Origin of the sequence: Galbibacter marinus, from assembly GCF_000300875.1 — a bacterium.
GTDB lineage: Bacteria > Bacteroidota > Bacteroidia > Flavobacteriales > Flavobacteriaceae > Galbibacter > Galbibacter marinus.
Genome location: NZ_AMSG01000031.1, coordinates 18,178 through 31,446 on the forward strand (window position 1 = coordinate 18,178; position 13,269 = coordinate 31,446).

Genomic DNA, 13,269 nt, shown 5'->3' on the forward strand with positions numbered 1-13,269 from the left:
GTTAATATTCATCCTCATTCCAGAGATAATCCTCTTCTGTAGGATAATCTGGCCAAATTTCTTCAATAGATTCATACATATCACCCTCATCCTCCATGGCTTGTAGATTCTCCACAACCTCCAATGGGGCTCCGGTTCTAATAGCATAATCAATTAACTCATCTTTTGTTGCTGGCCAAGGTGCATCATCTAAATACGACGCGAGTTCTAATGTCCAATACATTTGCTATTGATTTTAGTTTTGTGCAAAAATAAATTTTTAAAGTAAAAAGTCAAGTAAAATTTGCATTATTTATATATTATTTCTAAGAACGTACTATTTCTGATGATTTAATGAAGGATCATTAATAAAAACAAGTAATTCTTCATCTTTCTTTATCAGGAGCCCATAATATTTGATTGGCTTGAAGCTCAAAAGACAACTTTCGTGCCAACACAAACAAATAATCAGACAATCGATTCAAATATTGCAGAACAAATGGATCAACTGTTTCATTTTCATTTAAATGGCTTACATTTCGTTCAGCACGTCTGCAAACAGTTCTGGCAACATGACAGTATGACACTGTAGTGTGCCCGCCTGGTAATACAAAATGTGTCATTGGCTCAAGACTCTGATCCATGAGATCTATTTCTTGTTCTAAGAACTCAATATGCTCTTGCTCGATCCATTGGATATTCAAGCGCTTTTTACCGTTTTTCAAAAATAGCTTATCTTTTGGTGTGGCTAAAATAGAACCTAGTGTAAATAGATGATTTTGAATTTTTATGAGATTGTCTTTGTAGTGTTGATCAATGTTTTGATCCCGTATTAGCCCCAACCAAGAATTAAGCTCATCTGTAGTTCCATAAGCGTCAATGCGAATATGGTGTTTTGCCACTCTATTTCCTCCGAATAGTGACGTATTGCCTTTGTCTCCTGTTTTAGTGTATATTTTCAAAATGGCTTAGTTATTTCTTTTATTTCGGTATCTTTTATAAAAATCTTGTTTATTTCGCCCTCTAAGTTTTTTCATGTTTCTCTTATGGTTTAACCATACCAATACAAAAAGAACGGCAATTATAATGATCCATAAAATGCTTGTTTCCATAAATTTGACTTTAGTAAAAGATACAGTATTATATTCTAATTTTAAAATTTTCTTTGTGTTGTCCTGGTTTGTAAAATAGAAAACCAATGTTATAAAAATTTACACTTAATGTTATTGTAGTACGCTGACATAGGTGTTTCCATTTTTGGTTCTCTTTGTCAATATTATCCACTATAATAAAGGGAGCTTTGGTAAGCTTTTGCTCAATTTCTTCAATGGAATGTTCCAAAATGTTTACATACTGTGTACGATCTTGGGTAAAGCAGCCTGTATGAACAGATTTAAATGAGTCATTATTTAAATAGCTAAGAGAGCGATTCAAGATCTTTATTTTCCTAGAATCTTTTATGTGATATTTGTCTTTCCAACTTAAGAGCAAATCATATATTGGGATATTATTTTTTCTGTATAATGCCTTTGTAAGTAATTGATACACAAAAGGGGAGTGGACGCCATGTTGATTACTCGATGTCCATAAATAATTTAGATATGAAAGGCTTAATAACATTTCTAAAATTAGAGAATTAGGAATCCATTTTCATTGATAACTCAAACCAACTTGCAGTTTTTTCATCAATCTCATTTATGATTTTTTGTAGTTTAATAGAGTATTCATCTACTTGCTCTCCAGTGAGAGCTTGATTGGCAAAAACACTTTCGATTTCCTTTTTCTCATCTTCCAGCTTAACAATGGCTCGTTCTAGACGTTTGTATTCTTTCTGTTCTTCGTAGCTAAGGGCGTTATTTTGATCTTTTTTCCAGGTCTTCTTGTTGGTTTCTGTACTTGGTTTGGTCTCTTTTTCTGTAACGACACTGTTTTCATAACTTCTAAAATCTGAATAATTTCCAGGGAAATCTTCAATTTCTGCTTCACCCCTAAAAACAAATAGGTGATCCACTATTTTGTCCATGAAATAACGATCGTGAGAAACTACAATTAAACAACCTGGAAAGTCCAGTAGAAAGGATTCTAGTACATTTAAAGTAACGATATCCAAATCGTTGGTAGGTTCATCTAGGATTAAAAAGTTTGGATTTTGTATCAAAACAGTACAGAGATACAAGCGCTTAAGTTCACCTCCGCTTAGTTTCTCTACATAATCGTATTGTTTTTTTCGGTCGAATAAAAAACGCTCAAGAAGCTGTGCAGCAGAGATTTGTCTACCTTTGGTCAAGGGGATAAATTCTCCAAATTCCTTTATTACTTCGATGACTTTTTGACCTTCCTTAGATTGTATTCCACTTTGTGTATAGTAGCCAAACTTAACGGTTTCACCAATGACCACCTTGCCACCGTCTGGTTTTACTTTTAAGGTAAGAACATTAAGAAATGTTGATTTCCCGGTTCCATTTTTACCTATAATTCCAATGCGTTCTCCTTTTTTAAACGTGTAGTCAAATTTGTTTAAAATAGGTTTATCACCAAAGGATAGGGAGACATTGTGAAATTCGACAATCTTACTTCCTAGGCGCTCCATATTGATTTCCAGTTGCACCTTGTGCTCTTGCCGACGTTTGTGTGCTTTTTCTTTTATTATAAAGAAATCATCAATTCGAGACTTGGACTTGGTGGTACGGGCTTTTGGTTGCCTGCGCATCCATTCCAATTCCTTTGAATAAAGATTTTTTGCTTTCTCGACAGAGGCTTGCTCTGCTTGTATCCTGGCTTCTTTCTTCTCCAAATAATAGGAGTAACTTCCTTTGTATTGGTAGATCTGTCCATTTTCTAACTCGATGATTTCATTGCATACACGTTCTAAAAAGTAGCGGTCGTGTGTAACCATAAATAAGGTTATATTTTCCTTTGCAAAGTATTGTTCCAACCATTCTATCATTTCTAAATCAAGGTGGTTAGTCGGCTCATCGAGAATGAGTAGATCAGGGCTATTTAACAGGATAGTGGCTAGGGCCAATCGTTTTTTTTGTCCTCCTGACAGGCTGCTAACACGCTGGTGAAGATCGTCCAGTTTTAATTGTGAGAGTATGAGCTTATACTGGGTTTCAAAATCCCAGGCGTTTTTGATTTCCATCTGCTCAAAAGCTTTTTGATAGGCTTCTTCATCTTCTGGGTTTTCAAGTGCACTCTCGTATTGTTGTATGGTTTTTAAGATATTGTTATCCGAGGCAAAGATGGTTTCTTCTACCGTTAAATTATTGTTTAGATCAGGTTCCTGAGCAAGATAAGAAATGCGGATACCATTACGGGAGATTACCTTTCCACTGTCTGGACTGTCCAACCCTGTAATTATATTCAAAAGCGATGTCTTGCCCGTTCCATTTTTGGCAATAAAAGCAATTTTTTGATCTTTATTGATCCCGAATGATATGTCGGAAAATAAAATGCGTTCGCCGTAGGATTTGGCGACATTCTCAACGGATAAATAATTCACAGACTTTAGTTTTTGCAAAGTAAAGCAATTTATAGCTCACTACACATAGTCTATGCATGAATTAAGGTTTACTTTTCTTCCTTGTTGTGATACTCTTTTTTTAGCTTTTCAAGTAGTTTATGATTGAAATCATCCTCAAGCTTTTTAAGGTATAATATTTTTGTTGATGGCATGATGTCAGATAGGTCATCAAAGAGTTTCTTTTCCAGTTCTAAGCTATTTTTTTTAATGTCGATCAGCTTCTCAAGGGTCCTCTTAGCCTGTGCCTCTGAAACATCACCAAACTCTTTATCTCTTAACAGATGTTTGATTCCCTTATACTCCTTGTAAACTTCGGCGTATTTATGATCCTCATAATTATTGTAAATAGGCCAGAATTTCTGCGCCTCTTCTGTGGTAAGGTTGAGATTGTCCGTCATAAAGGCAATCTTTAGGGACTTTATGTAATCTCGTTTAGTTTTCTTTTGAGCCATACCTTGCCCAATAACAAAAACTAATAGTAGTAGTACAAGGATATATTTTTTCATTTTGCGTTGTGATCTATTATCTAACGATGTTTTATTTGTGAATTGTTATTTCTTGTTTAGTTCTTCCAAATGCAGAAGAATAATTTTATTCAAAGGTAAGGGTGTAATTATCGACATTATTTTGATTTAAGTACTCGATAATTTCTTCTCTAGGAATCGGATCTGTCATTTGAATATCTTCTAATGAAACGCCTTCAAAAGTATCGATGATATCATAGGTGTTTAAGTTGATAAAACCGTCATCAATATATGTTTTGACGTCAAAGGATGTAAGCTCGTCGGCTTGTTCTGTGGTGAGTGTGCTCGCTGGTTTGATCAATAGAAATCCTAGGATTAAAATTGCAGCAATGGAACTCATTGCATATAAAAATCGCACTTTGACCGTTTTATCTCTTGTAGTACCTGGGTCGATTTGGCTCCAAACACGGTTCTCAAAATCATCCAAGAATCCTTCAGGTACAGTAAACCCAGTGGCTTTTGGTATTACCTCAGAGGTACTTATGCTACTCTCTAAGCGTTTATCAAAGTCAGAAAAATAGTTTTCAGGTACTGAAAAATCTATTTTATTTTTTGATACTTTCCTTTTCATCCTTTGTTTACAATTTTGTTAACTGCATTTCAATTTTCTTTACTGCATGGTGATACGATGCTTTTAAAGCACCGACTGAGGTTTCTAATATTGCTGACATATCTTCATATTTTAGTTCTTCAAAGTATTTCATGTTAAATACTATTCGCTGCTTTTCAGGTAGTGTTGAAATAGCTTCTTGTAATTTTAGCTGAATTTCATCTCCATCGAAATATTCGTCAGCCTTTATATTTTCTATCATTTTCTGCTGTAACTCCTGACTAGTTGTATCGTAAAATTTAGCTCTTTTTTGCAAAAAACTAAGTGCCTCATTGGTAGCAATACGATACATCCAAGTATATATTGCACTGTCCTCTTTAAAGGATTGTATATTTCTATATACTTTGATAAAGGTGTTTTGTAGCACATCATCCGCATCATCATGATCAAGAACAATTCTTCGAATATGCCAATATAGTCGCTCCTTGTACTTTTCCACAAGAGTCTTAAAAGCTTTTTCCTGAGTTGTACTGCTCTTGAGCTCTTTTATGACGATATTATCCCGCAATTGTCTTGATTTATAAATTAGACACTAATTTACGCAAAAGGTTTAATTCTTAACATATTGATGGAAGAATATCGGTAATTAACAGGAGATGATTTCAATTGTAAGCTGTGGGATTGGCTGCCTTTGGTGCAAAAAAAAGCTTTGTTAATTTTTATGTGAACATGTTGTAAATAAAAAAAGTCATTTGAGGTGGATTGTAAACTACGATGCTATCACAAAGCAGACTAGGGTTGTTTTTTCTTTAAATAAATTATGTTTTTGTAAATGCTCTGGGTAACTTTGGCAGCACAAAATTAAATGATCAAAATTATACTTGATGAATATACTGATTATTGGTTCGGGGGGACGGGAACATACCCTTGCTTGGAAGATAGCACAAAGTGAATTATTAAATAACCTATATGTTGCTCCTGGCAATGCTGGGACTTCTGGATTTGCTGAGAACGTTCCAATTTCGGTAAATGAATTTGATAAAATCAAAGATCTTGTCATTGAAAAGGATATTTCTTTAGTTGTGGTTGGGCCAGAAGATCCACTGGTTAATGGAATCCATGATTACTTTTTACAAGATGAAGCCTTAAAGGAAATTTCAGTAATCGGACCACAAAAAGCAGGTGCAATTTTAGAGGGGAGTAAAGAATTTGCTAAGGACTTTATGGCTAGGCATCAAATTCCAACGGCAGCTTATAAGAGTTTTACAGCCGAAGATCTTGAACAAGGTTATACGTTTTTGGACACCCTGACACCTCCTTATGTTTTAAAGGCTGATGGATTAGCTGCAGGTAAAGGAGTACTAATTCTTCAGGATTTAAACCAGGCAAAAGCCGAGTTGAAAAACATGCTGATTGATGCTAAATTTGGTCAGGCTAGCAATAAGGTAGTTATCGAGGAATTTTTAAGTGGAATTGAACTCAGTGTGTTTGTTCTAACTGACGGAAAAAATTATTTAACCCTGCCAACGGCGAAAGATTACAAACGCATCGGAGAAGGTGACACAGGATTAAATACTGGTGGTATGGGCGCTATCTCACCAGTGCCGTTTGCGGATGAGGCTTTTATGCAGAAAGTCGAAGAACGAATCATAAAGCCTACCATTGACGGTTTTGGAAAGGATAACATTCCTTATAAAGGTTTTGTTTTTATAGGACTGATTAAAGTAGCAGAGGAACCATTTGTTATTGAATACAATGTTCGTATGGGCGATCCAGAGACCGAAGTTGTTATTCCAAGAATTAAAAATGATTTAGTACATGTTTTTAAAGCCGTTGGTAATGGTACATTAGATTCCATAAACTTGGAACTCGACCAGCGGTCTGCAACAACAGTAGTAGGTGTTTCAGGGGGATATCCTGAGGCATATGAAAAGGGAAAGGTTATAACTGGTTTGGAATCCATTGAAGATTCGGTGGTATTTCATGCAGGTACAACATTATATGATCAAGAAGTAGTAAGTGCAGGTGGCCGCGTATTGGCAGTAACTTCATATGGTGAGAACTTTAAAGAAGCTCTAAAAACTACCTATAAGAATCTTGAAAAGATTGATTTTCCAGGGATGTACTACAGAAAAGATATAGGATTCGATTTGTAAAATAAAAAAGATGCAAAACATAGAATCAAATAAAAAAAAGAGAGGAATCTTAAAATTAGGATGCCTCTTTTTTTTGTTTTTTATTTATGCACCTAGTGCTTGGGCTTCTTACATTTTAATTCCCATGGACTCTCAAGGACAAGAGAATCATTTAAAAGCCTATGGTATCACTTATTGGGTCTTGTCGAAAAATGAAAAGGTTAAGTGGTTGCTGAATTATAGAGGTGGGGCTTTTTTAATAATGAACAATGAGCAAATCCAAAATGAGTGTAAGATAAGAGGTGTTTCTTTTGAACTATTAAGTAATGCTGCTACTGAAGATTTGCTTGAAGAGATTAGCAGTCCATCAAAGAATCAAGATGCAGTAATTTTGGAAAAAGCACCAAAAATTGCGGTGTATTCACCCAAAAGTAATCGTCCTTGGGATGACGCCGTAACAATGGTTTTAACATATGCAGAAATCCCCTATGAGGTGATATATGATAGGGAAGTTCTTGAGGATCGTTTGTTACAGTACGACTGGCTACATCTTCACCATGAAGATTTTACAGGTCAATATGGTAAATTCTATGGTGCTTATCGTGCCACACCTTGGTATATTCAGGAGAAACAAGAAGCAGAGGCTTTGGCAACTGAACTAGGATATCAGAAAGTTTCACAACAAAAATTAGCAGTGGCTTTAAAGATACGGGATTACGTTGTCGGTGGGGGGTTTATGTTTGCCATGTGTTCGGCAACAGATAGTTTTGACATCGCCCTCTCCGCTGAAGGAGTCGATATATGTGAGGCTATGTTTGATGGGGATCCCTCTGAGGGGAATTATCAATCGAAACTCGATTTTAGTAACACTTTTGCTTTCAAAGATTTTATTCTTAGTAGAAACCCTTTGGAATATGAATTCTCTTCTATTGACATGACCTCTAAAAGAAAAACTGTTCAACGTGATACTGACTATTTTACATTGATGGAGTTCTCAGCCAAATGGGATCCAGTTCCTACTATGTTGTGTCAAAACCACACGGCTTTAATCAAGGGGTTTATGGGGCAAACTACGGCTTATAGTCCCTCGACCATTAAACCAACAGTACTGGTGATGGCAGAGAACAAGGTTAATGGGGAGGCGCGTTATATCCACGGAGTAAAAGGAAGTGGATTTTTTACTTTTTATGGAGGTCACGACCCAGAGGATTATCAACATAGGGTAGGGGATCCAAAGACAGCTTTAGAATTGCACCCGAATTCGCCTGGATATAGATTAATTCTCAACAATGTTTTATTTCCAGCTGCGAAGAAGAAAAAGCAAAAGACTTAAACTAAAAAAAGACTATTAATTGTGAATATATTTCAAAAGGAAATACGACTTAATCCCAAGAAGCGAGGGTTTCATATTATCACCGATGAGATTGTAAAGAATTTCCCAGAGCTTAAAAAAATTAAAGTTGGCCAGTTACAGGTGTTTATCAAACATACCTCTGCGAGTCTTACTATAAATGAAAATGCGGACCCCAGTGTTCGAGTAGATTTTGAAAGTCATCTTAATGTAATGATACCAGAGGGGGCGCCATACTATATTCATACCTATGAAGGACCAGATGACATGCCTGCCCATATCAAAAGTTCCGTTTTAGGCAGTTCGGTAAATGTTCCAATATCCAATGGAGAACTAAACCTTGGGATTTGGCAAGGAGTATATCTATGTGAACACCGTGACTATGGTGGCTCTCGTTCTTTAGTGCTTACAGCTTTTGGAGCTTAGCCGATTCTATCGCTTCTATGAGTTGCTCCAATACGTATTCAACCCCATTATTCTCATTACTCTTTGTGCTGTAATTCGCCACTTTCTTAACATCAGGGTGCGCATTTTCCATAGCATAACTATATGTTGCTAAACCTAACATTTCTAAGTCGTTGTTATAATCACCAAAAACCATTGTTTGCTCTGGTGTATATCCGAGTTTCTCTTGTAAAAGCTGCAGTGCATGTCCTTTATGTGCATCGGGGTGTGAAATATCCACCCAATTTGGACCAGATACTTTTACTTGGAGTTCGTCTTCAAGGTGTTTCACCGAAGGATATATGAACTCTTCAGAGCTTTCAAAATGGTAGACAGCAATCTTTACGAATTCATCATCCTTCACAGCAGTTAAGTCATCCACCTGTTGGTATCTCGCATAATACTCATTGAATAAATTAATGAATGTTTCGTTGGTAGTTTCAATATAGGAAGATTTTTTACCACATAGAACGATGTATGAGTCTTTAACGGTCCTAAGTAATGTGATTAATTCAAATACTCTTTCCTTGTCCATTTGAGTTACTAATAACTCTTTTTGTCCTCTTCTAGCAATTCCACCATTCTCAGCAATTATGGTTATATCATCCACTATAGGGGATAATTTATTGGCTATACTGTAATACTGTCTACCGCTAGCAGCTGCAAAGTGAATATTATGAGATTTGAGTTTTTTAAATACGGAGTAGAATTCCTTACTTACTTTACCTTGGTCATTGAGTAAAGTTCCGTCCATATCGGTAACCACTAGTTTTACTTGGGCTAAATTCATTTTTCTTGTCAATTTTTTCAACTAGCAAAAGTAAGCAATCTTTGCTTAAAATTAGTTAAGCCTTTGTTATGATTTATTCAAGGCGATGCTCTGGTGAGAGTTTCTTTAAATCTAAAATGTCAACAGGAAGTCAATGACGGACCTTTTGGTGCTTTCCATGTTATAGCTAAATGTCTATAAAAAAAATCCAGCTGTTAAGCTGGATTTTTATAAGCGGATATCATATGTTGTTAAACGTTTACTTTACTTTATTGACAATTGCCTTAAAAGCTTCTGGGTTGTTCATAGCTAAATCGGCTAAAACCTTACGGTTAAGTTCGACATTATTAGCTCTTAATTTCCCCATAAACTGTGAATAGGACAATCCGTGTAAGCGAGCACCTGCATTGATACGGGTGATCCACAAAGCGCGGAAAGTTCTTTTCTTGTTTCTACGGTCTCTATACGAATATAACATCGCTTTTTCAACCGCATTTTTGGCAACCGTCCAAACGTTTTTACGTCTACCGTAGTAGCCTTTTGCTTGCTTCATCACTTTTTTTCTTCGTGCTCTTGAAGCTACTGAATTTACTGATCGTGGCATAATTTTAATTTTTTGTAGCAGGCGATTTTATGGTTAGACTTCTAATGCTCTTGCAGGTGAAGTCCTATAAAATTCTTGTATGAGCCTGACTCCAGGGTTAAACAATATTAATTGAACCGAAAGAACAATTATTTTAAACGTAATTGTTCTTTAATGCTCGACTCATCTGCTTTATCAACTAAAGTAGTATGAGTAAGTGCAAGCTTACGCTTTTTAGATTTTTTCGTCAAAATGTGACTCTTAAAAGCATGCTTTCTTTTAATCTTACCTGTACCGGTTAGCTTGAATCGCTTTTTGGCACTGGATTTCGTTTTCATTTTAGGCATAATTCCTAATATTTATTTATGTATATCGCGCTTATTATCTTCAGTTTGGACATCCTCAAAAGGGTTCCAAATTCATTGTTACATGTAACTAGCTTATTTTACCTTCTTAGGTGCAATAAACATGGTCATACGTTTACCCTCTAATTTGGGCATTTGTTCAACTTTACCGAGGTCTTCTAATTCGGAAGCCAAACGCAATAAGAGGATTTCTCCCTGGTCTTTATAAACAATCGAACGACCTTTAAAGAATACATACGCCTTTAATTTAGCACCTTCTTTAAGGAACTTTTCAGCATGTTTCTTTTTAAACTCATAATCGTGATCATCTGTATTAGGACCGAAACGTATTTCTTTTACCACAACTTTAGAGGCTTTTGCCTTTAAAGCTTTATCGCGTTTCTTCTGTTCATAAAGGAATTTTTTATAATCCATTATTTTACAAACAGGAGGTTTGGCATTTGGTGAAATCTCAACGAGATCAAGACCCAACTCTTCCGCCTTACTTAGGGCTACTTTTGTCGGGTAAACATCCATCTCAACATTATCGCCAACCAATCTCACTTCTGGTATACGAATTTCGCCGTTGATTCTATGAGGGTTTTTCTCTTCTCTTCTTCGAGCGTTTCTGTTAAATCTTTTAATTGCTATGGTTACTAAATTTTAATTAAACTTAATTTTCAAACTTCTTTAATGTACGACTGATTTCTGAATTTATCAAATTGGTGAAATCTTCAATACTAATATTACCTAAGTCGCCTTCTCCGTGTTTTCTTACAGAGATTGTATTGTCTTTTTCTTCCTGTTCCCCAACAATAATCATGTAAGGAATCTTATTGACTTCTGCATCACGAATTTTCTTGCCGATCGTTTCATTTCTGTTATCGGCGAGGGCGCGAATTTCGTTATTTTCTAATAAATTTAAAACTTTTTCGGCATATTTTTCATATTTCTCACTGATTGACAATATTATAGCCTGCTCTGGCATGAGCCATAATGGGAAATTTCCTGCTGTATGTTCCAACAAAATAGCTACGAATCTTTCAATAGAACCAAAAGGTGCACGATGTATCATCACTGGACGATGTAATTTGTCATCACTTCCTTTGTAGTTCAAATCAAAACGCTCTGGGAGATTGTAGTCAACTTGTATGGTACCTAACTGCCAACTTCTTCCTAAAGCATCCTTGACCATAAAGTCTAACTTTGGACCGTAAAAAGCTGCTTCACCTGTCTCAACTACATAATCAAGATTTTTTTCTTTGGCAGCGTTTAATATAGCTTCTTCGGCTTTTTGCCAGTTTTCATCACTTCCGATATACTTCTCTGGCTTCTGTGGATCTCTTAGAGATACCTGAGCAGTGAAGTTTTCAAATCCTAAAGAACCAAATACATATAGTACAAGGTCAATGACATTTTTGAATTCCTCATCGAGCTGATCTGGAGTACAGAAGATATGTGCATCATCTTGTGTAAACCCTCTTACTCGAGTTAAGCCATGTAATTCACCACTTTGCTCGTAACGATATACGGTACCAAACTCAGCAAAACGCTTAGGAAGGTCTTTATAGCTCCATGGTTTTGAGTTGTAGATTTCACAGTGATGAGGACAGTTCATTGGTTTTAATAGAAATTCTTCATCCTGCTTTGGCGTATGTATAGGTTGAAAGCTGTCTTCACCGTATTTAGCATAGTGTCCAGAGGTGACATAAAGTTCTTTCTGTCCAATGTGTGGAGTGACCACTTGTTCGTAACCTGCTTTTTGTTGGGCTTTTCTTAGAAACTCTTCAAGACGCGCTCTTAATGCTGCACCTTTAGGAAGCCATAGTGGCAGTCCTTGACCTACTTTACTAGAGAAGGTGAAAAGGTCTAATTCTTTACCTAGTTTTCTGTGATCTCTCTTTTTAGCTTCTTCAAGTAATTCAAGGTATTCTTTTAACTCTTTCTGCTTTGGAAAGGAAATTCCATAAATACGAGTAAGTTGTGGTTTGTTTTCATCACCTCTCCAATAGGCCCCTGCAACCGATAACAATTTGATGGCTTTGACAATTCCAGTGTTAGGAATATGTCCACCACGACATAAATCTGTAAAAGTGTCGTGATCACAGAAGGTTATTGTTCCGTCTTCAAGATTCTCTATAAGTTCAACTTTGAACGGGTTGTTTTGTTTTTTATAAAACTCCAACGCTTCAGCTTTGCTAGCTGCTCTCATCTTAAAGTCGTGTTTGCCACGAGCAATTTCCATCATCTTGGCTTCGATCTTTGGGAAGTCTTTCTCGGAAATTACATGTTCACCTACCTCTAAATCATAATAGAAACCATTTTCAATAGAAGGGCCGATGGTTAATTGTACTCCAGGGTATAGCTCCTCAATAGCTTGAGCCATTATGTGTGAGGTGGAATGCCAAAAGGCTTGTTTACCTTGATCATCATTCCATGTATATAGAATAAGATTCCCATCGGTGGTTAGTGGGGTGGTCGTCTCAACTTTTTGATCATTGAAGCTTGCAGATATTACATTGCGAGCTAATCCTTCACTAATGCTACGTGCCACATCCATCGGAGTGCTGTTTTTTTCGAACTCCTTAACCGATCCGTCGGGTAAAGTAATCTTAATCATATTGGTATAATCATTTAATTTTAGGGGGCAAAGATAAGTCGAAGACTTTACGCATACAACTATTAATATAGCTTAAGAGGTCTAAAGCGTAAACTTTTTTTCTGGATTGATCGTTTTGTTTGTAAATTACTTCTTTGAGCTGGCTTTTCTGCTTCTCACCTTCCTTATTATAACGGTTGTACTATATAAAGGAAGCTGTTTACTTATATATAGTGTTGAACTGGATGATTCTTTAAAGCCTAGTTCTGGATTGCTTGGTTTATAACAGTGGTGGTTAGTCTTATTTAATAAGGTAAGGGGTGAATTAGTCTCTGGGGTCAAACGAATACTGTATTATATGATGGAGAAGGGTTGGGAGAGTTTTTTTTAATGGTTGCTGAAGTATGCGAATGTGAGCAGGTATATTAGTATGATGGAAGCATTTTAATCTTTTTTCAATTTATTTTC

14 protein-coding genes are annotated in these 13,269 nt (G+C 36.1%); 3 read left to right on the forward strand and 11 right to left on the reverse strand.

Going from position 1 to position 13,269, the window contains the following annotated elements:
* Position 1 precedes the first annotated feature (1 nt).
* From I215_RS14010 to I215_RS14040, 6 genes are all read right to left on the reverse strand, one after another.
* The gene (locus I215_RS14010) at positions 2-223 is read right to left on the reverse strand and encodes a DUF2795 domain-containing protein (RefSeq protein ID WP_008612884.1); all 222 of its coding nucleotides are present in this window, start codon (positions 221-223) and stop codon (positions 2-4) included.
* Positions 224-365: 142 nt separating this feature from the next.
* A complete protein-coding gene (locus tag I215_RS14015) occupies positions 366-941 on the reverse strand; it encodes a cob(I)yrinic acid a,c-diamide adenosyltransferase (protein WP_008992645.1) in 576 nt (191 codons plus the stop codon).
* A 674-nt stretch (positions 942-1,615) separates the two neighbouring features.
* Positions 1,616-3,481 carry an ABC-F family ATP-binding cassette domain-containing protein gene (locus I215_RS14025; protein WP_008992647.1) on the reverse strand — a complete coding sequence of 622 codons (1,866 nt, stop codon included), beginning with the start codon at positions 3,479-3,481 and terminating at the stop codon, positions 1,616-1,618.
* A 68-nt stretch (positions 3,482-3,549) separates the two neighbouring features.
* Complete coding sequence (locus I215_RS14030; protein ID WP_008992648.1) at positions 3,550-4,008, reverse strand: hypothetical protein; 459 nt, start codon at positions 4,006-4,008, stop codon at positions 3,550-3,552.
* A gap of 85 nt (positions 4,009-4,093) precedes the next feature.
* Positions 4,094-4,597 (reverse strand): hypothetical protein, encoded by a 504-nt coding sequence (locus tag I215_RS14035; RefSeq protein ID WP_008992649.1) that lies wholly within the window; start codon positions 4,595-4,597, stop codon positions 4,094-4,096.
* A 7-nt stretch (positions 4,598-4,604) separates the two neighbouring features.
* Positions 4,605-5,144, reverse strand: a complete 540-nt coding sequence (locus I215_RS14040; protein ID WP_008992650.1) for an RNA polymerase sigma factor — start codon at positions 5,142-5,144, stop codon at positions 4,605-4,607.
* Positions 5,145-5,460: 316 nt separating this feature from the next.
* On the opposite strand from I215_RS14040, the gene purD reads away from it, so the two are divergent.
* Genes purD through I215_RS14055 form a run of 3 tightly spaced genes read left to right on the forward strand, consistent with a single transcriptional unit; the run spans position 5,461 to position 8,488 of the window.
* Positions 5,461-6,732 carry a phosphoribosylamine--glycine ligase gene (purD, locus tag I215_RS14045; protein WP_008992651.1) on the forward strand — a complete coding sequence of 424 codons (1,272 nt, stop codon included), beginning with the start codon at positions 5,461-5,463 and terminating at the stop codon, positions 6,730-6,732.
* 10 nt (positions 6,733-6,742) lie between these two features.
* Positions 6,743-8,044, forward strand: a complete 1,302-nt coding sequence (locus I215_RS14050; protein ID WP_008992652.1) for a hypothetical protein — start codon at positions 6,743-6,745, stop codon at positions 8,042-8,044.
* Between the two features lie 21 nt (positions 8,045-8,065).
* Positions 8,066-8,488, forward strand: a complete 423-nt coding sequence (locus I215_RS14055; RefSeq protein ID WP_008992653.1) for a secondary thiamine-phosphate synthase enzyme YjbQ — start codon at positions 8,066-8,068, stop codon at positions 8,486-8,488.
* Here the strand turns inward: I215_RS14055 and I215_RS14060 are convergent.
* The 5 genes from I215_RS14060 to thrS form a co-directional block, all read right to left on the reverse strand.
* A complete protein-coding gene (locus I215_RS14060) occupies positions 8,469-9,296 on the reverse strand; it encodes an HAD family hydrolase (protein ID WP_008992654.1) in 828 nt (275 codons plus the stop codon). The two genes, I215_RS14055 and I215_RS14060, sit on opposite strands and share 20 nt — an antisense overlap.
* 238 nt (positions 9,297-9,534) lie before the next feature.
* Positions 9,535-9,879: a 50S ribosomal protein L20 gene (rplT, locus tag I215_RS14065; RefSeq protein WP_008992655.1), complete on the reverse strand. Its 345-nt coding sequence runs from the start codon at positions 9,877-9,879 to the stop codon at positions 9,535-9,537.
* 128 nt (positions 9,880-10,007) lie between these two features.
* Positions 10,008-10,205 carry a 50S ribosomal protein L35 gene (rpmI, locus tag I215_RS14070; RefSeq protein WP_008992656.1) on the reverse strand — a complete coding sequence of 66 codons (198 nt, stop codon included), beginning with the start codon at positions 10,203-10,205 and terminating at the stop codon, positions 10,008-10,010.
* Positions 10,206-10,298: 93 nt separating this feature from the next.
* A complete protein-coding gene (infC, locus tag I215_RS14075; RefSeq protein WP_083852520.1) occupies positions 10,299-10,847 on the reverse strand; it encodes a translation initiation factor IF-3 in 549 nt (182 codons plus the stop codon).
* A 28-nt stretch (positions 10,848-10,875) separates the two neighbouring features.
* Positions 10,876-12,822: a threonine--tRNA ligase gene (thrS, locus tag I215_RS14080; protein ID WP_008992658.1), complete on the reverse strand. Its 1,947-nt coding sequence runs from the start codon at positions 12,820-12,822 to the stop codon at positions 10,876-10,878.
* Between the last annotated feature and the right edge of the window lie 447 nt (positions 12,823-13,269).

Coding starts and splice junctions, on each gene's coding strand:
- purD (WP_008992651.1), top strand. CDS start 5,461: ATGAATATACTGATTATTGGTTCGGGGGGACGGGAACATACCCTTGCT.
- rplT (WP_008992655.1), bottom strand. CDS start 9,879: ATGCCACGATCAGTAAATTCAGTAGCTTCAAGAGCACGAAGAAAAAAA.
- I215_RS14030 (WP_008992648.1), bottom strand. CDS start 4,008: ATGAAAAAATATATCCTTGTACTACTACTATTAGTTTTTGTTATTGGG.
- I215_RS14060 (WP_008992654.1), bottom strand. CDS start 9,296: ATGAATTTAGCCCAAGTAAAACTAGTGGTTACCGATATGGACGGAACT.
- I215_RS14035 (WP_008992649.1), bottom strand. CDS start 4,597: ATGAAAAGGAAAGTATCAAAAAATAAAATAGATTTTTCAGTACCTGAA.
- rpmI (WP_008992656.1), bottom strand. CDS start 10,205: ATGCCTAAAATGAAAACGAAATCCAGTGCCAAAAAGCGATTCAAGCTA.
- I215_RS14010 (WP_008612884.1), bottom strand. CDS start 223: ATGTATTGGACATTAGAACTCGCGTCGTATTTAGATGATGCACCTTGG.
- I215_RS14050 (WP_008992652.1), top strand. CDS start 6,743: ATGCAAAACATAGAATCAAATAAAAAAAAGAGAGGAATCTTAAAATTA.
- thrS (WP_008992658.1), bottom strand. CDS start 12,822: ATGATTAAGATTACTTTACCCGACGGATCGGTTAAGGAGTTCGAAAAA.